Origin of the sequence: Oceanobacillus massiliensis str. N'diop (assembly GCF_000285495.1) — a bacterium.
Taxonomy (GTDB): domain Bacteria; phylum Bacillota; class Bacilli; order Bacillales; family Amphibacillaceae; genus Oceanobacillus; species Oceanobacillus massiliensis.
This window is the reverse complement of sequence record NZ_HE610976.1, coordinates 210,860-227,914: the sequence shown is the minus strand read 5'-3', so window position 1 is coordinate 227,914 and position 17,055 is coordinate 210,860. Positions and strand designations below refer to the sequence as shown.

The 17,055-nt window shown below is 41.2% G+C and carries 20 protein-coding genes; all 20 read left to right on the top strand.

The features are described 5' to 3' along the window. The first annotated feature begins 84 nt into the window (after positions 1-84). Entirely contained in the window at positions 85-927 is an 843-nt protein-coding gene (locus tag OMHG_RS01380; protein ID WP_010647634.1) for a DegV family protein, read from the top strand. Positions 928-1,161: 234 nt separating this feature from the next. Beyond that, positions 1,162-2,574, top strand: coding sequence for an ATP-dependent helicase ComFA (locus OMHG_RS01375; RefSeq protein WP_010647633.1), 1,413 nt, complete (start codon positions 1,162-1,164; stop codon positions 2,572-2,574). A 143-nt stretch (positions 2,575-2,717) separates the two neighbouring features. Further along, a complete protein-coding gene (locus tag OMHG_RS01370; protein ID WP_237566123.1) occupies positions 2,718-3,248 on the top strand; it encodes a ComF family protein in 531 nt (176 codons plus the stop codon). 42 nt (positions 3,249-3,290) lie between these two features. Then, positions 3,291-3,713: a TIGR03826 family flagellar region protein gene (locus OMHG_RS01365; protein WP_010647629.1), complete on the top strand. Its 423-nt coding sequence runs from the start codon at positions 3,291-3,293 to the stop codon at positions 3,711-3,713. A gap of 103 nt (positions 3,714-3,816) precedes the next feature. Then, complete coding sequence (gene flgM, locus OMHG_RS01360) at positions 3,817-4,077, top strand: flagellar biosynthesis anti-sigma factor FlgM (protein ID WP_010647627.1); 261 nt, start codon at positions 3,817-3,819, stop codon at positions 4,075-4,077. A gap of 32 nt (positions 4,078-4,109) precedes the next feature. Beyond that, positions 4,110-4,598 carry a flagellar protein FlgN gene (locus OMHG_RS01355; protein WP_010647624.1) on the top strand — a complete coding sequence of 163 codons (489 nt, stop codon included), beginning with the start codon at positions 4,110-4,112 and terminating at the stop codon, positions 4,596-4,598. A 26-nt stretch (positions 4,599-4,624) separates the two neighbouring features. After that, complete coding sequence (gene flgK / locus OMHG_RS01350) at positions 4,625-6,106, top strand: flagellar hook-associated protein FlgK (protein ID WP_010647622.1); 1,482 nt, start codon at positions 4,625-4,627, stop codon at positions 6,104-6,106. 10 nt (positions 6,107-6,116) lie between these two features. After that, positions 6,117-6,998 (top strand): flagellar hook-associated protein FlgL, encoded by an 882-nt coding sequence (flgL, locus tag OMHG_RS01345; RefSeq protein WP_010647620.1) that lies wholly within the window; start codon positions 6,117-6,119, stop codon positions 6,996-6,998. A 93-nt stretch (positions 6,999-7,091) separates the two neighbouring features. Further along, positions 7,092-7,655: a DUF6470 family protein gene (locus OMHG_RS01340; RefSeq protein ID WP_010647618.1), complete on the top strand. Its 564-nt coding sequence runs from the start codon at positions 7,092-7,094 to the stop codon at positions 7,653-7,655. A 20-nt stretch (positions 7,656-7,675) separates the two neighbouring features. After that, on the top strand, positions 7,676-8,122 hold the full coding sequence (gene fliW / locus OMHG_RS01335; RefSeq protein ID WP_010647616.1) for a flagellar assembly protein FliW: 447 nt from the start codon (positions 7,676-7,678) through the stop codon (positions 8,120-8,122). Then, positions 8,122-8,346, top strand: a complete 225-nt coding sequence (csrA, locus tag OMHG_RS01330) for a carbon storage regulator CsrA (protein WP_010647614.1) — start codon at positions 8,122-8,124, stop codon at positions 8,344-8,346. The genes fliW and csrA overlap by 1 nt, the downstream gene beginning before the upstream one ends. 84 nt (positions 8,347-8,430) lie before the next feature. Next, entirely contained in the window at positions 8,431-8,799 is a 369-nt protein-coding gene (gene flaG / locus OMHG_RS01325) for a flagellar protein FlaG (RefSeq protein ID WP_010647612.1), read from the top strand. A 12-nt stretch (positions 8,800-8,811) separates the two neighbouring features. Then, positions 8,812-10,296 carry a flagellar hook-associated protein 2 gene (locus OMHG_RS01320; RefSeq protein WP_044476672.1) on the top strand — a complete coding sequence of 495 codons (1,485 nt, stop codon included), beginning with the start codon at positions 8,812-8,814 and terminating at the stop codon, positions 10,294-10,296. 30 nt (positions 10,297-10,326) lie between these two features. Further along, positions 10,327-10,728 carry a flagellar export chaperone FliS gene (gene fliS / locus OMHG_RS01315; RefSeq protein WP_010647609.1) on the top strand — a complete coding sequence of 134 codons (402 nt, stop codon included), beginning with the start codon at positions 10,327-10,329 and terminating at the stop codon, positions 10,726-10,728. Beyond that, positions 10,728-11,081 carry a flagellar protein FliT gene (gene fliT / locus OMHG_RS01310; protein WP_010647606.1) on the top strand — a complete coding sequence of 118 codons (354 nt, stop codon included), beginning with the start codon at positions 10,728-10,730 and terminating at the stop codon, positions 11,079-11,081. Before fliS ends, fliT begins: the two co-directional genes overlap by 1 nt. 213 nt (positions 11,082-11,294) lie before the next feature. Continuing rightward, positions 11,295-11,855 (top strand): ribosome hibernation-promoting factor, HPF/YfiA family, encoded by a 561-nt coding sequence (gene hpf, locus OMHG_RS01305; RefSeq protein WP_010647605.1) that lies wholly within the window; start codon positions 11,295-11,297, stop codon positions 11,853-11,855. Positions 11,856-12,141: 286 nt separating this feature from the next. Next, positions 12,142-12,300 (top strand): hypothetical protein, encoded by a 159-nt coding sequence (locus tag OMHG_RS18165; RefSeq protein ID WP_154648211.1) that lies wholly within the window; start codon positions 12,142-12,144, stop codon positions 12,298-12,300. Positions 12,301-12,508: 208 nt separating this feature from the next. Then, entirely contained in the window at positions 12,509-15,022 is a 2,514-nt protein-coding gene (gene secA, locus OMHG_RS01300) for a preprotein translocase subunit SecA (RefSeq protein ID WP_010647603.1), read from the top strand. A gap of 61 nt (positions 15,023-15,083) precedes the next feature. Next, positions 15,084-16,185, top strand: a protein-coding gene (prfB, locus tag OMHG_RS01295) for a peptide chain release factor 2 (protein WP_147628989.1) whose coding sequence is annotated in 2 segments (ribosomal slippage) — positions 15,084-15,155 and positions 15,157-16,185 — 1,101 coding nt in all. Because the reading frame shifts where the segments join, the coding sequence is not laid out codon by codon here. A 262-nt stretch (positions 16,186-16,447) separates the two neighbouring features. Next, positions 16,448-16,807: a cytochrome c551 gene (gene cccB, locus OMHG_RS01290; RefSeq protein ID WP_010647600.1), complete on the top strand. Its 360-nt coding sequence runs from the start codon at positions 16,448-16,450 to the stop codon at positions 16,805-16,807. The last annotated feature ends 248 nt before the right edge of the window (positions 16,808-17,055 follow it).

Genomic DNA, 17,055 nt, shown 5'->3' with positions numbered 1-17,055 from the left:
AATAAATAGAGATGATTTTTTCATAGGTTTCATGTAAAATGAGATGACGTATAGTTCAAATAGCGATAGGGAGAAGGATCATACATGAAGCTTGCTGTAATGACAGATAGCACAGCATACATACCCGCAGATTTAAGGGATAGGCACAATATCCATATGGTGCCGCTTAGTGTTACTTTTGAAGATATAACCTATGAAGAAGAAATAGATATTACGACAGAGGAATTTTACAAGAAAATAAGGGAAGCAAAAGAGCTGCCGACCACTTCTCAACCATCCATCGGTTATGTGACAGAAAAGCTGGAGGAGCTTTCCAAAGAATACGATGCCGTTATATCGGTACATTTATCAAGTGGGATAAGCGGGACCTACCAGACTGTCATCAGTGCAGGATCGATGGTTGATGGCATTGATGTTTATGCCTATGATTCAGAAATGAGCTGTATGGTCCAGGGATTTTATGCCTTGGAGGCTGCTGAAATGGCAGCACAAGGTAAATCACCACAAGAGATTATCGCGCGGCTGGATGAGATGAAAGCGAGCATGAGAGCATACTTCATGGTGGATGATCTCACCAACCTGCAGCGCGGTGGACGTTTGAGTGGTGCACAGGCACTGGTAGGAAGTCTCCTGCAGGTGAAGCCAATCCTGCATTTTTCAGATAGATTAATTGTCCCATTTGAAAAAATCCGCACTCGCAAAAAAGCGATCAGCCGAATGATGGGAATGCTTGAGGCAGATGCTGAAAAAGGGAAAGAATTGAACGTTGTTTTTATTCATGCTAACAACGAAGCGTCAGCTGCAGAACTTCGTGATAGTTTCCAGAAGAAATATCCGGCCATGCAGACTTCAATCAGTTATTTCGGCCCCGTTATCGGAACCCATCTTGGTGAAGGGGCTATCGGTATTGGATGGTATATGAAGTAGCGTTCATTTTGTAGCTATTAGTCCAGCATAAGGCTGATAGCTACTTAAACAAAAGGCTATTTACTAAAATATTGCTGCCTTTAAATAATAGGTGGCAAATTAATTTAATATTCAATCAGAATAGTGATAGAATGGATGTAAACGACAGGGAGGTTTTTATTCGCAATAAATTACCGGAAAATTCTATTACTTTATTTCTGCGCTATAAAAATATATGAAAGCGAGTGAGCCACGATGTCAGAAATTGAGAACATCCCCCTCGATGAACTCTCCCTTCAATACTCCGGAAAACTGCTTTTGCGAAGAGAAATCCCACTTGATGAACCCTCCTTTCAACAACTTCTTACCACAAACCAGCTAAGGGCAACGGAATCCATAAACCAAAAAAGATTCAGTTCCCAATGCCAGCGCTGCGGTAATCAGAAAAACTACCTATTTGCGAAATTCCCATGCCAAATATGCGGCGAAACCCATCTGTACTGCCGTAAATGTATTGAAATGGGACGGGTGAGCGAGTGTGAGCTTCTCTATTACTGGTCTGGTAAGGAAGCAGAATGGCCAACTCATGAAGAGCCTTGCTCATGGAAAGGTGAACTGACCCCTGTTCAACTTAAAGCCGCTGAGAAGATCGAGATGACAATAAATAAGAATCAGAATGAGCTCTTAGTTTGGGCAGTTTGCGGATCTGGAAAAACGGAGATGCTTTTTCCTGGCATTGCCTGTGCTCTAAAACAAGGAAAACGAATCTGCATTGCAACACCAAGGACTGACGTTGTAAGAGAATTGATACCTCGCTTGAAGCAGGCTTTCAGAGATGTGAAAATCCAAGGACTATATGGCGGAAGCAATGAAAGGGCTGGTAATGCCCAGTTTATTATTGCTACGACACATCAGCTGCTGCGATACCGCCAAGCATTTGATGTCATGATTATCGATGAAATCGATGCCTTTCCATATAACAAGGATGAATCCTTACACTTTGCTGCCAAGCGTGCATTAAAGGCGCAGAGTACGACCATCTATCTGACTGCTACTCCCCTAAGCAAACAGAAATCCTTGGTTCATCGTAAAAAACTTCCTCATATATTTGTTCCGGTTCGTTTTCACGGAAAACCACTTCCAGTACCGCAAAAGATAATGTGCTATTTCCTAAAACGTGATCTCAATAACTATTCTCCTCCATCGCCCTTCATAAATTGGCTAAAGCTACGGAAAAATAGTCAGCGGCAATTACTTATTTTTGTTCCATCAGTAATACTGGCAGAGAAAATGAGAGAGAAACTGTCGCATCAGCTGCAGCGAATGGGATTGATTACTTCAAACGGGGATTTGCAGACTGTACATGCTGCCGATCCGGACAGAGAAAATAAAGTAATCCAATTTAGGAAAAAAGAAATATTTATTTTACTGACGACAACGATTCTGGAGAGAGGGGTGACTTTTCCTTCTGTTGATGTTGCAATCCTGGATGCCGGTCATGATGTATTTGACGAGGCAGCGCTTGTGCAAATTGCCGGCAGAGCTGGACGTAGCCCGGATGATCCTGATGGCGAGGTCATATTTTTCCATCAGGGCAAAACAGAAGCAATGGTCCAGGCAATTCAAGCGATTCGTTTGATGAATAAGAGAGCAGGTTTCACGAAATGAACTGCCTCTGGTGCCACGAGGAAATCATCCCTGAGATTACCTGGTCCAATTTGTTCCAGCCGGTAAGTCAAATTCCGTTTTGCACAGAATGCGAACGGGAATTGAAGAGGCTGGAGGGACCCCAATGCCAAAGGTGCGGGCGCTTGACATCAGAAAAGCTCTGCGCGGATTGCCGCAGCTGGGGAAATGGAACGACCGATCTGCTTGAATTTAATCATTCCATATTTACCTATAATAAAATGATGCAGGATATCATTACCAAATGGAAGTATCGAGGCGATTATATTCTCGGAAATATTTTTAAGTCCTATGTCATTGAAGCGTTTAAGATTCGTTTTGCTTTTCTCGAAAAAGATTTTGTAGCCATACCCATTCCCTTAAGTGAAGAGCGGATGAAAGAAAGAGGTTTTAATCAAGCGCAAGTTCTTGCGGAATTTTTGCCGGTGCAGCATGCAGATATTCTTACCCGGAAACATGGACTTAAGCAGTCTAAGAGAACCCGGATGGAAAGAATATCTGCTGAGAACCCTTTTTTTATTGATCAGCATATTAACAATCCGGTCATTCTTGTCGATGATATATATACGACAGGAACAACATTGCGTCATGCAGCAAGGCTGCTGAAAGAGCATGAATGTCCTGAAATATATGCATTTACTTTGATTCGCGGTTAGTTTAGTATGTGCTATAATTACTTGAAAAGAGGGAAAACAACAATGGCTGAATTAGCAAATTGCCCCCGTTGTAATGCCGTTTTTGTAAAAGGTATCCGTACTATTTGCCAAAGTTGCTATAAGGAAGAGGAAGAGGCTTTCCAGACTGTTTATCATTTTTTAAGGGAAAGAAAAAATAGAGAAGCAACATTAATGATGATTGTCGAGGCAACAAACGTGGAAGAGGAACTCATCATGAAGTTTGTTAAGGAAAAGCGCCTCCGTCCAACTGAATTCCCCAATCTGGCTTATCCTTGTGAAAGATGCGGAACCGATATTATCTCCGGGAAGCTTTGTGTAAGCTGCACGGCAGAACTGAAAAAGGATTTGACGGCATTCGAGGAAACAGAAAAGAGACGGGAAGAAATGAGCGCGATGGATACTTCAACGAATACTTACTATGCAATCGACAAGCATAAGAAGTAAACAGACATTAAACATTTACTATCCCATGCCGATAATAAAAGTAAGATAATAGATTGAAATATAGAGGACAGAATTAAATTTTGAACAAAGAGGTGAAGCTTACATGAAAATTAATGGTCCAGCACATACGAACTTTAATCCATATAAGCAACAAATCCAAAAACAGACAGAAGTGAAGAAAGACATCCAGACAAAGGATCAAATTGAAATTTCAAATCAGGCCAAGCAGCTGCAGGAGAATGGCAAAGCAAGTGAAAAGCGTGCAGCATACTTTCAGGAAATTAAACAGGCAGTGGATTCCGGTGAGTATAAAGTGAATCCGGAAAAAACAGCACAAAAGATGATTGATTTCTGGTCAAAATAAGCAAGTGTCATTTATAGAAGGAGGACTCCATTTTGTCCGCAGTTTTAATAATAAAGTCACTGGAAGAACTGGTTAAGATCCATGAGGACTTATTGGCGGTTTCCAAAGATAAAACAAACACCGTTAAAGAAGGCTCCATTGATAAATTGCAGCAGCTGCTTGTAATAGAACGGAAATTAATCCGTCTCTCCGAACAGGCAGAGAATGCTAGACAGACAGAGGTTGCAGAATGGTGTCAGGCAAACCGGATTGCTGCAGAAGATGCAACGATCACAAACATTCTTGATAGTGTGCAGAATAAGGCGGAACAGGTAAGAATGGAACAGGCTGCGGTCAGGCTTACCGAGGTTATCACGAAGCTGAAACAGCAGGAACAGCTGAATCAGGTGCTGATCAGTCAGTCCATGCAGTTTGTCCAGCTATCATTGGATCTAATGAGTCCGACATTAAAAAATATGAACTATGGGGTTAAAGAGGGGAACATTTCTTCAACTCGATCTGTTTTTGACTCGAAAGCATAGATTAATCAATAAAAGGAGTACGCCAAATGAGTACATTTCACGGTTTGGAGATGGCAAGACAGGCCTTATCCACACAACAATCAGCATTATATACAACCGGCCATAATATAGCCAACGCAAACACCGAGGGCTATAGCAGACAGCGCGTTAACTTTGAAACATTGTCACCTTACCCATCAGCCTCAAGGAACCGTCCTGAAATACCGGGACAAATGGGTACTGGTGTAACAGCTGGCTCTGTTCAGCGTGTACGAGATCAATTCTTGGATAATCAATATCGAAGTGAGAACAGTACTTCAAGCTACTGGTCAACAAGATCGGAAGCATTAAGCAGAATGGAAAACATTTTAAATGAGCCTTCTGAATCCGGATTATCTACAACAGTCGATCAGTTCTGGCAATCACTGCAGGATTTGGCCGTAAACCCTGAGAATTCCGGTGCGCGTTCCGTTGTACTCCAGCGTGGACAGGCTTTGGCGGAAACTTTCAATTACATGTCGGAATCATTGACAAATATCCGTACTGATTTAAAATCGCAAATCGATACAACGGTTAAGAATGCCAATACCTTGATTGACGGCATTAATGAGATTAATCAGCAGGTTAAGCATCTGGAAACACATGGCTATTCGGCCAATGATCTATATGACCGCAGAGACATGATGATCGACCAGCTATCAGAGATTGTCAGCATAAATGTTGACTATGATACAAGCCATATGCCGCCGAACAAAACTGGTGACGGAGTAGTATCGATCAATATCGTGAACGAATCCGGTACAGAGCTTACACAATTGATCGACGGTGTGGCGGGCACTGCCAAATATTTCGATGAACCTGGAAAAACGACTGGAAACTATACAGAAGAAAATGGTTTAGAAGTGATCAGCGGTATTACGCTGGAGGGCGAGGCTGTTGACATCAGAGCAACAGAAGGCTCGCTAAAGGGTCTAATCGATGCGTATGGCTATGCAGACGGTGAAGACACTGCAGCCGGAGACTATCCGGAAATGATCAGTAAGCTTGATGATATGGCCTATGCTATGGCTACAGCCTTTAATGAGGTACACGGGGATCCTCCTTTTTTTGAGGTGGATGAGCAGACTGGAGCAGCAGGATCCATCTCTGTCGCGATTACAGAAGGCAGCGAGATTAATGCCAGTTCTGATGGCGGTTCGGGAAATGGTGAAAATGCACTTGCTTTGGCAGCAGTATTCAATGCAGAAAATGATGTTCTGGATGGGGCTTCTGTTAAAAGTTTCTATGAATCTGTCATCGGGGATCTCGGAGTCACTGCAGAACATGCGAATAAAATGACGAGCAATACCGGTACATTGCTTGCACAGGTTGAAAATCAGCGACTGTCCGTCAGTGCTGTTTCCTTGGACGAGGAAATGTCCAATATGATTAAATTCCAGCATGCATACAGTGCCGCAGCGAGAAGCATGACAACAATGGATGAACTGCTCGATAAAATAATCAATAATATGGGATTAGTGGGAAGGTAGGCGATTAGCGATGCGCGTAACACAAGGAATGCTATCCAATAATATGCTCCGCAATCTGATGAACAGCAATGATAAAATGGGGAAATATATGGATCAGCTGAATACCGGCAAAAAAATCACCCGACCTTCCGATGATCCTGTCGTCGCCATGAAAGGCATGGGCTATCGCACAGAGCTTGTGAAGGTGGAGCAATTCCAGCGCAATACGAATGAGGTCCATAATTGGATGGACAATACAGATGCTGCTCTTGACAAGGCGACCTCTGCATTACAGCGTATCCGGGAGCTGGCTGTTCAGGCAAGCAATGGAACATACAGCGAGGAAGAACGTGTCAATATGAGTGAAGAAGTCAAACAACTGAAAGATCATCTGGTTGATATTGCCAATACCAATGTGAATGATAAGTATATCTTTAATGGTTCACAGACCGATACAGCACCTGTGGATGCAGAAGGAAATGTGATTTTTGACCCATCTGAAGTTAAAATCGAAGTTTCAAGCGGCACGACACTAAAAGCAAATGTTAATGGCGATGATGTATTCGGCGGAGACCCGGATATTTTTGAAGTAATAGATAAATTTACAGCAAAGTTAGATGGGGATGAAGCTATTGATGAAGACATTGATGCCAGCATTGAAGAACTAGATACTGGAATCAATAACATCATTAATTCACGTGCGGAGCTTGGGGCAAGGATGAACCGGCTGGAGCTTGTTGAAAATCGCTTAGGCGAACAGGAGGTAATTGCAACGCAAACCATGTCACAGAACGAAGACATTGATTATGCGGAAGCAATTACACAGCTGATCACACAGGAAAGTCTGCATCGTGCAGCACTTTCGGCAGGATCCAAGATCATTCAGCCATCCTTGGTTGATTTCCTAAGATAAATCATTAGATAAACCCTGACCCGAAACGGGGGTTAGGGTTTGTCCTTTTTATAGGAGAATTAGAGCTGGAAGGAATAGAAGGGAGCCCGGAAGATGAAATTGCCACAAATTAGAATGCAATCACAGCTGGCGCAAATCCAGATAGAAACAACAGCTGCAAAACAGCAGATTTCACAACCGCAGGCGGAACTCAACATTCAGCAGCCAAAAGCAGAGGTTTCGATTCGGACAACCCCGGGAAAACTGCAGATTGATCAGTCAAAGGCATGGGAAGATATGAATTTGATGCATATTTCAAAACGAATTGAAAAGTTTGCCCAAGAAGGTAAGAGTGCTTTGCTGCAGGGAATAGCCAGGAGAGCAAGGCAGGGCAATGAGTTAATGCAAATTGAAAACGGCGGGAACCCGCTTATCAATCAGGCTATCCAAAACGGCCATGATTCCAAGAAGGCACTTGGAATAAAATTTATCCCCTCCCATTTTTCGGTCAGAACCAGCTATCAGCCGGCAGAAGTGAAGATTGATGTAAACGCGAACAAACCGATTATTGATGCATCGGTCAGAAAACCGCAATTCAGTTATCAGCCAGGAAAAGTGGAGACAAGCCTCAAGCAGCGTCAGGATCTGGAAATCAGTTTCACGAATCTTTTAGCGTAAGGAAAGGATGAATATTGGAAATGAAAATACAAACGAAATATTTGAGTGAGGTTGAGATAGAAGATAGTAAAATTATCCGCTTTCCATTTGGTCTGCCAGGTTTTGCTGATGAAACGCAATTCGTACTATTGGACCTGCCTGATAACCCGATTTTTCAAATTCTGCAATCGATTAACTCAGCCAATATTGCGTTTATTGTAACAAACCCATATCAAATCTATCAGGATTATACCTTCCAATTGGACGATAATCTGCTGGACAGTCTGCAAATAACAAATGAACGGGAAGTTGCAGTCCTTTCTATTGTTACCTTGAAAAATCCTTTCAGCACTAGCACTTTGAACTTGAAAGCCCCTATTATTTTTAATTCTGAACGTAAACTAGGCAAACAATATATTCTGAATATCGAGGACTATTCTTCCAAGGCGTCGATTGTTCCTCCGATTGCTGAAGGGAATGTGAAATAATGCTTGTATTGACCAGAAAACGGAATGAATCGATTCAAATAGGTGAAGAAATTGAGATCAAAGTCCTTGCTGTAGAAGGCGATCAGATCAAGCTAGGCATCGAGGCGCCAAAGTCCGTTGATATCTACCGGAAGGAAATCTACCTGGATATACAGCAGCGCAATAATGAAGCAGCGAATATATCTCTGGATGTCCTCACACTACTTAAAGAATCGAAAGAATAAAATAGAAAAATTCCGACCAAACACTTCAGTGAATCCTATTCAGAGCCGATATAAAGAATAAAATGGCTGAGGAGTTGTGTTGGGATGACAGTGGATAGAATTGTGTCCAGCCCTCAAACTTTACGAAACAGTGAATACAGCATGAAACCGGCACCGGTAGAGGAAAGTTCTGAAATCAGGGCAAGCATGAATGGAAATAGAGAAAAAGGGCAAGAAGAAACTACTATAAAAAAAGAAGATGTCGCAGCAGCAGTTACGAAACTCAATCAATTCTTTGAACCTATAAGAAGAAATCTCAAATTTGAACTGCATGACAAGCTGGATAAATACTATGTAACGGTCATTGATTCAGATACAAAAGAGGTAATAAAAGAAATACCACCGAAAAAAATGCTGGATATGTATGCAGAAATGGCTGATTTTATGGGGATCCTCATTGATCAGAAAATATAAAGGAGCGTTAATATGAGTATGAGAATTGGCGGTCTAGCCAGCGGGATAGACACAGATAGTATTATCAAGGATCTGATGAACGCAGAACGGATTCCATTGGATAAAATGAGTCAGGACAAAACAAAGCTTGAATGGCAGCGGGATGCATTCAGGGATATCAACAAGAAACTTCTGGAACTGGATAATATGTTTCTTGATATGAAAATGAGCAGCACGTATAACTCGAAAACAGTTAGTTCTACGATGGAGAGTGCAGTGACCGCGCAAGGCAGTGCAAGCTCTTCAAACGGTACGTATAATATTAATGTGGAATCGCTGGCTACTTCTGCGATAAATGTGAGTTCTTCTGAAATAGACGGTTTAGATCCGGACACATCTTTATCAGAACAGGGTATTACAGGACCAATCAAGTTCACAACATATGATGATAAGGGAGACCCACAGGATTTCAGTTATGACCTTCAGCCAGGGGACACATTGAAGGATGTCATATCTGCCATAAATACTGCAGATAATAATGTCCGCATGACATATGATGAAAATACCAAAAAAGTACTTATGGAGACAACGAGGACTGGCAAATACAATACTGAAGGTACGAACGAAATCGAATTTGATGAGGCTTCAGGTTTCTTTGCGGCTATTAAGATGACACAAGTAAATGAAAATGGCGGAACAAACGCAAAATTTACCTATAACAATAATTACACGGTAGAATCAAAAGATAACAATTATACTTTAAACGGCATCACATTCCAATTCAATAATACTACGGGTGGACAGAATGCGACGCTTACGGTTAATAATGATGCGGATGCCTCGTTCGATAAGATAATGGCATTTGTTGACAAATATAATCAGGTTGTTGAAGAATTAAATGGCTCACAGCAGGAAGAGCGCTATAGAGATTATCCACCACTCACGGATGCTCAAAAAGCAGACATGTCTGAAGACGAAATTAAGCTTTGGGAAGAAAAGGCAAAGAGTGGCCTTCTCAAGGGGGAGAGCGCAATCTCCAGCGGATTGTTTGATATGCGGCAAAGCTGGTATTCTACCGTTGATACATCCTCTTCAGGAGGGGCTTTCTCTTCTCTTACTGAAATCGGCATTACCACCTCAAGCGACTATCTGGACGGCGGTAAATTAATCGTCAGCGAAGAAAAACTGAAGGCAGCCTTACAGGATGACCCGGAAAGTGTCCAAAAACTATTTTCCAATAGCAGTACGGGTACAGATCGGGGCTTAGTAAACAAACTGGAGGATGCGGTGGAGAGCACTATGAACCGGATCAACCAGCGTGCAGGAAAAGGTACCGATACATTGGAAAACTATACACTCGGGAAGCGAATGAAGGATCTGGACAGCAGAATCGATGCATTTGAAGACAGACTTGTTCAGATTGAGGATCGGTACTGGAGACAGTTCGGTGCAATGGAAGAAGCAATCTCCATGATGAACCAGCAATCTTCCATGCTAATGTCAAACTTCGCCCAATAGTCATCGGGAAAATAAAGGAGGAAAAGGCTTATGCCGGCTAATAAAGCCTATCAAACCTACCAGAACAATGCCGTAAACACTGCTTCAGGTGGGGAATTGACCTTGATGCTGTACAATGGATGTATGAAATTCATTAAGCAGGCAATCAAGGATATTAATGATAGTAATTACGAAGCAAAAAACAAAAATATCCAAAAGGCACAGAATATTATCCAGGAGTTAATGATTACCTTGGATCCTGAAATAGAAATCTCTAAGCAGATACTTCCATTATATGAATTTATGCAGTTCCAGCTTAAAGAGGCAAACATCAAGAATGATGTTACGAAATTGGAGGAAGTATTAGGATTTGTGACGGAATTTAGAGATACATGGAAACAAGTAATGATTAAAAACAGAAAACAGCAGTATGCACAGGGTGCACAAGTATAATGAACAGGGCAAAGCCGGTTTACGATATTACCCTGCAAATCCAGGCATTATTAAGCCAGGAAATCACTGCCAAATCTCGAGAATCTGCCATAGAAAAATTAAACGAATTGGTTCATGAGAGAGGGCATCATATGGAATCTCTTGTTTCTCCCTATACAGCAGAAGAAAAGCAATTGGGCAATGAGGTTCTCCTATTGAATAATGAAATCGAAAAAAAGATGCACATTCTTTTTGCTGACCTAAAGATGGAAATGATCCAAGTGAAAAGACAAAAGAAATCCAATCAGTCCTATACCAACCCATATAAACATGTCCATACGTTGGATGGGATGTTTATGGATAGCAAAAAGTAGAAAAAGCTTCTGGTTCCTCCAGAAGTTTTTTTATTGGTGGATTTTATCGAATTGTAAAAATTATTAATGAATTGTAAACCGGCAAACCCTTGGTCCATCAAGGGTTTGCTTGAAGTATTGGAATTACAAGACGGAATTTCGCCATGTTTATGCAGGAAAAGTTGGTGGTAAAGTAGTATAATAAATGTATAAAGGATAAAGGAGGACACTTTTATGAATTTTAACATTCGCGGTGAAAATCTCGAAGTGACCGGAGCTATCAAGGATTATGTGGAAAAAAAGATCGGCAAGCTCGAGAGATATTTTGATAATGCTCCAGCGTCAGATGTACATGTTAATTTGAGTGTCTATAATGATGAGCAACGGATTGAAGTGACAATTCCGATGACAAACCTTTTATTGCGAAGTGAAGTTCAACATGTTGATTTATATGCTGCTGTTGACTTAGCTGTTGACAAACTGGAAAGACAGATACGTAAGCATAAAACAAAAATCAATCGTAAAATCAAACAAAACGGATCTCCTAAACACATGTTTGCCGAAATGGAAAAGCTGGCAAGTACTGTTGCTGTAGAAGATAAGACAGATGATTTGGAAATAGTAAGAACAAAACGATTCAACTTAAAGCCTATGGATTCCGAAGAGGCCATCCTGCAAATGGATATGCTCGGACATGAATTCTTTGTATTCACCAATGATGAATCCGGTGAGACGAACGTAGTATACCGCAGACGTGATGGAAGATATGGATTAATTGAACCAAATACATTTTAACATATATAAAAAAGACGATTCCATTACGGAATCGTCTTTTTCGTTTAAAGAAGCAATACTGCACTTGATTTACGGAGATGTCGAAATTTGGAGAACAAAAAGCCGAATTTAAATTTTATTCAGTTATAATTGCAGAAAATGCTTTAAAATGTCTGACTATATAGCTGAAAAGCAGATTTCACACAAGAAAAATGTCGAATTGGATACCAAAATCCAAAAACAGACATTAGACTATTGAACTATTCTTGTGATATAAATAAGTCAATCGAACTAGGGAGGTGGGTATGTGAATGAAAACGACCGGAGAGTTTTAAGCGAATTAACGATTAAAGTTAAACAGCAAGAAGACACCATAACACAACTCCTCGGAATACTTGCAGCCACTAACAGAAAGATTGCTGAGATATCACTGAAAATGGAAGAAAAGGGATTCTATTGGCCCTAGCCCTGAACGAAGGATATCTCTCCATTGATACCTCTTATAATCCCCATTTTGAAGAACAGACTATCCCCAGTCTGTTCTTTCTTCATTGCCTGCTGCCAACTGGAAGGGAACAAGGTGCTCATCCAGTTGTCAGACGTTATTGGAAAGTGGTATGATATTAATGGATTATAGTAAACAAGTATTGATTTAATTGAGGAGCGTTAAATAAATGGCTGGATTATTAACTAAGATTTTTGGTGATGGAAACCAGAAACAAATCAATCGATTACAAAAACAGGTTGATATGATAGAAGCTATTGAACCTGAACTCGAAAAACTAACAGATAAAGAGCTTCAAAATAAAACGGAAGAGCTTCGGGAACGTTATGCAAATGGCGAAAAACTAGACGATATGCTCGTCGAAGCTTTTGCAGTAGTTCGTGAAGCATCCAAAAGGGTACTTGGAATGCGTCCATTCCAAGTACAGATCATGGGAGCAATTGCACTGCATGAAGGCAATATTGCTGAGATGAAAACAGGGGAAGGAAAAACCCTTGCCTCGACCATGCCGGCATATTTAAATGCCTTATCCGGAAATGGTGTCCATATCATCACAGTCAATGAATATTTGGCAGACCGTGATGCGAAGGAAATGGGCAAGCTATATGATTTCCTCGGTATGACCGTGGGATTGAATGGAAATGGATTATCAAAAGAAGAAAAAAGAGAAGCATATAACTGTGATATTACCTATGGTACGAATAATGAATTTGGTTTTGACTATCTTCGTGACAATATGGTCTTATATAAAAATCAAATGGTACAGCGCCCACTAAATTTCGCAATCATAGATGAAGTTGACTCCATCCTGATTGATGAAGCAAGAACACCGCTCATTATCTCAGGATCTGCAAAAAAATCTGCCTCATTGTATCAGCAGGCAGACAGTTTTGTAGCAACACTCAATAAGCAAACAGATTATACCTATGATGAAAAAACGAAAGGTGTTCAGTTAACAGAAGAAGGAATCAACAAAGCAGAACGCTATTTCTCCATCGAGAATTTATTTGATCTGAACAATGTTTCTTTAACACACCATATCAATCAGGCACTTAAGGCCCATGCTTCCATGCATCGAGACGATGATTATATGGTGGAAGAAGGAGAAGTTATTATCATTGACCAGTTTACTGGCCGTAAAATGAAGGGACGCCGTTACAGTGATGGTCTTCACCAGGCAATCGAGGCAAAAGAAGGGCTGCAGATTCAAAACGAAAGCATGACGCTTGCCTCCATCACCTTCCAGAACTTCTTCCGGATGTATAATAAGCTTTCGGGTATGACCGGTACAGCCAAAACAGAAGAAGAAGAATTTAGAAATATATACAACATGTATGTTATCGCAATACCAACCAATAAACCGATTACCCGCGATGATCGGCCAGACCTGATCTATAAATCCATGGAAGGGAAATTCCGAGCCGTGGTTGAGAATATTAAAGAAAGACATGCTGCAGGACAGCCTGTTCTTGTTGGTACGGTGGCGGTAGAAACTTCTGAGCTTATATCCAAATTGCTGAAAAAGGCAGGAGTCAGACATGAAGTTTTAAATGCTAAAAACCACTATCGTGAGGCAGAAATCATTGAGAATGCCGGGCAAAAAAATGCGGTCACCATTGCGACGAATATGGCTGGTCGCGGAACGGATATTAAACTTGGCGAAGGCGTCAAAGAGCTTGGCGGGCTTGCTGTAGTTGGTACAGAACGTCATGAATCCCGACGTATCGATAACCAGCTTCGGGGACGTTCCGGACGACAAGGTGATCCGGGTGTGACCCAGTTTTATTTATCGATGGAAGATGAATTAATGCGTCGCTTCGGTTCAGATAATCTGAAGGCCATGATGGAAAGACTTGGAATGGATGATAATCAGCCGATAGAAAGCAAAATGGTATCCAGAGCTGTTGAATCTGCCCAAAAACGGGTAGAAGGAAATAACTTCGATGCACGTAAAACAGTGCTTTCTTATGATGATGTACTGCGGGAACAACGTGAAATCATTTACAAACAGCGGTTTGAGGTTATTGATTCGGATGAGAATTTAAGAGAAATTATCGAGAATATGATCCTTTCTTCCATTAATAGGGTGGTCACTACCCATACACAGGATGATGATGAAGAGAACTGGGATCGGAAGGCGATTGCTGAATATGCGCAAGGCAACCTGCTCGATCAGGATGAGATTTCCGAAGCAGACCTGAAAGGGAAAGAAGCAGAAGAAATTTCCGATTTCCTCATGGATAAGGTTCGCACCCGTTATGACAGGAAAGAATCAGAACTTGCTCCAGAACAGTTCCGTGAGTTTGAGAAAGTGATTCTTCTGCGTACAGTTGACTCCAAATGGATGGATCACATTGACCAAATGGACCAGCTTCGCCAGGGTATTCATCTTCGTGCATATGGACAAAATGATCCATTGCGTGAATACCAGATGGAAGGCTATGCCATGTTTGAAGAGATGGTTGCCAGCATGGAAGACGAAGTTGCCAAATATATCATGAAAGCACAAATTCGTGATAATCTGCAGCGGCAGGAAGTTGTCAAAAATACCCAGGCCGTAGCAGGGAATCAGGATGAAAAGAAGAAAACCCGCAAACCGATCGTGAAAAAGCAGGATGTTGGCCGTAACGATCCATGCCCATGCGGCAGTGGAAAAAAATATAAGAATTGTCATGGTAAATAAGTGAAGGCACTCCCTGTAAGGGGAGTGTTTTACATGAAGAAATAAATATGAGGTGAATAATATGGAATTAGTAGAAATCAAACATGAATTAGAGAAAATGGCTGCACGAGTTGAAGACTTTAGGGGGTCTCTTTGACTTAGATGTCAAAAAGGCACGGATTGCCGAGCTGGATATGCACATGGCCGACCCTGAATTCTGGAATGATCAGGACAGTGCACAAAAGGTGATAAACGAGGCAAATGGCTTAAAAGGTTATGTGGAAAATTTTGAAGCTATAGAAGAACAGCTTGAAAATCTTGTCGTCTCCTATGAACTCGTAAAAGAGGAGAATGATGCGGAATTATTTGAAGACCTGCAGTCAGAGCTGGAAACCTTTATGAAGGACGTAAATGATTTTGAACTGCAAATGCTTTTAAGCGAGCCGTATGATGCAAATAATGCCATCCTTGAACTTCATCCGGGAGCAGGTGGTACTGAATCGCAGGACTGGGCCAGCATGCTGCTTAGAATGTACCAGCGCTGGGGAGAAGATCGTGATTTCAAAGTAGAGACACTCGACTATCTGCCAGGTGATGAGGCAGGGGTGAAAAGTGTAACTCTCTTAATAAAAGGCCATAATGCCTATGGTTATTTAAAAGCCGAAAAAGGTGTCCATCGTTTAGTTCGTATTTCACCATTTGATTCTTCTGGCCGTCGGCATACATCATTCGTTTCCTGTGATGTCACTCCGGAGATGACTGAGGATGTTGATATTGAAGTTCGAGCAGAGGATATTAAAGTTGATACGTACAGGGCAAGTGGTGCCGGTGGTCAGCATGTCAATAAAACCGATTCTGCTGTCCGGATTACCCACCTTCCGACCAATACGGTCGTGACTTGCCAAAACGAAAGATCACAGTTGAAAAACCGTGAAGCAGCAATGAAAATGCTGAAATCCAAGTTATATCAATACGAAATAGAACGTCAGCAGCGGGAACTTGATGATATTCGTGGTGAACAAAAGGAAATTGGATGGGGAAGCCAGATCCGCTCCTATGTATTCCATCCATATTCTATGGTAAAAGACCATCGGACAAATACCGAAACAGGAAACACACAGGCTGTAATGGACGGTGACATCAATCCATTTATAGATGCCTATTTACGAACACAAATAAAATAAGGAACATGAGGAGGACATTTTAGAATCTGGTTGTATGTCCTCCTCTTTTTGTGGATATTTTGCAGAATGCACTTAAAATAAGCAAATACCATTTTTTCACAAAAACGCCATAAATAGTCAAAAGCTGCTAGTGTTGTGATGTAGCTGTCCTATTCAATCAGGACTCCGATAAAAATGCGTTTCAAAAATCGACATTAGGGTTATAATATAACCAGTGAGATTCTTTGACACAATTTTTATTGATGAATGGGGGATTTTTGAAATGAAAAAGTGGTTAATGTTCGTTTTATTTGCATCATTATTATTCGTACTTGGAGCTTGTGGCGGTGGAGATACAGACGATACGGGTTCAGGTGACACCGACACTGGTACAGAAGAGCCAGCTGATGATGGTGCTGTTGATTCTGCTGCCGGGGAAGAAGTATTTCAGGCAAATTGCTCAGCGTGTCATGGTGCAGACCTTTCAGGTGGTGCGGGTCCTGATCTGACACAGGTAGGTTCAAGGTATTCCGCTGATGAAATAGCGGATATTGTCACAAACGGTAAAGGCAATATGCCGCCAGTTAATGTAACTGGTGACGATCTTGATGCATTGTCAACGTGGTTAGCGGAACAAAAGTAAGAAATTTATATGGATTAAGTTAGGCTCCTTGGAGGGGAAATCCCTTCCAAGGAGCCTTTTTATCGTCCTTTTTCTACAAACACATCTATTGAAATATAAATGTAATAATTTTAGGTCTAAAAATAATGTTGAAAAATGTTATAATAAGTTAGGAATTATCGTAAAGGGAAATAAAACTTTGCTTAGAAGATGGATTCGACAGCAAAGAACGACAATAATTAAAAGGTGATAAATAATATGATAGTAAT

What these genes read in the sequence shown, in the direction of transcription:
- OMHG_RS01380 (WP_010647634.1), top strand. Translation starts at nt 85, where the DNA reads ATGAAGCTTGCTGTAATGACAGATAGCACAGCATACATACCCGCAGAT.
- OMHG_RS01375 (WP_010647633.1), top strand. Translation starts at nt 1,162, where the DNA reads ATGTCAGAAATTGAGAACATCCCCCTCGATGAACTCTCCCTTCAATAC.
- OMHG_RS01365 (WP_010647629.1), top strand. Translation starts at nt 3,291, where the DNA reads ATGGCTGAATTAGCAAATTGCCCCCGTTGTAATGCCGTTTTTGTAAAA.
- flgM (WP_010647627.1), top strand. Translation starts at nt 3,817, where the DNA reads ATGAAAATTAATGGTCCAGCACATACGAACTTTAATCCATATAAGCAA.
- flgK (WP_010647622.1), top strand. Translation starts at nt 4,625, where the DNA reads ATGAGTACATTTCACGGTTTGGAGATGGCAAGACAGGCCTTATCCACA.
- flgL (WP_010647620.1), top strand. Translation starts at nt 6,117, where the DNA reads ATGCGCGTAACACAAGGAATGCTATCCAATAATATGCTCCGCAATCTG.
- OMHG_RS01340 (WP_010647618.1), top strand. Translation starts at nt 7,092, where the DNA reads ATGAAATTGCCACAAATTAGAATGCAATCACAGCTGGCGCAAATCCAG.
- fliW (WP_010647616.1), top strand. Translation starts at nt 7,676, where the DNA reads ATGAAAATACAAACGAAATATTTGAGTGAGGTTGAGATAGAAGATAGT.
- csrA (WP_010647614.1), top strand. Translation starts at nt 8,122, where the DNA reads ATGCTTGTATTGACCAGAAAACGGAATGAATCGATTCAAATAGGTGAA.
- flaG (WP_010647612.1), top strand. Translation starts at nt 8,431, where the DNA reads ATGACAGTGGATAGAATTGTGTCCAGCCCTCAAACTTTACGAAACAGT.
- OMHG_RS01320 (WP_044476672.1), top strand. Translation starts at nt 8,812, where the DNA reads ATGAGTATGAGAATTGGCGGTCTAGCCAGCGGGATAGACACAGATAGT.
- fliS (WP_010647609.1), top strand. Translation starts at nt 10,327, where the DNA reads ATGCCGGCTAATAAAGCCTATCAAACCTACCAGAACAATGCCGTAAAC.
- fliT (WP_010647606.1), top strand. Translation starts at nt 10,728, where the DNA reads ATGAACAGGGCAAAGCCGGTTTACGATATTACCCTGCAAATCCAGGCA.
- hpf (WP_010647605.1), top strand. Translation starts at nt 11,295, where the DNA reads ATGAATTTTAACATTCGCGGTGAAAATCTCGAAGTGACCGGAGCTATC.
- secA (WP_010647603.1), top strand. Translation starts at nt 12,509, where the DNA reads ATGGCTGGATTATTAACTAAGATTTTTGGTGATGGAAACCAGAAACAA.
- cccB (WP_010647600.1), top strand. Translation starts at nt 16,448, where the DNA reads ATGAAAAAGTGGTTAATGTTCGTTTTATTTGCATCATTATTATTCGTA.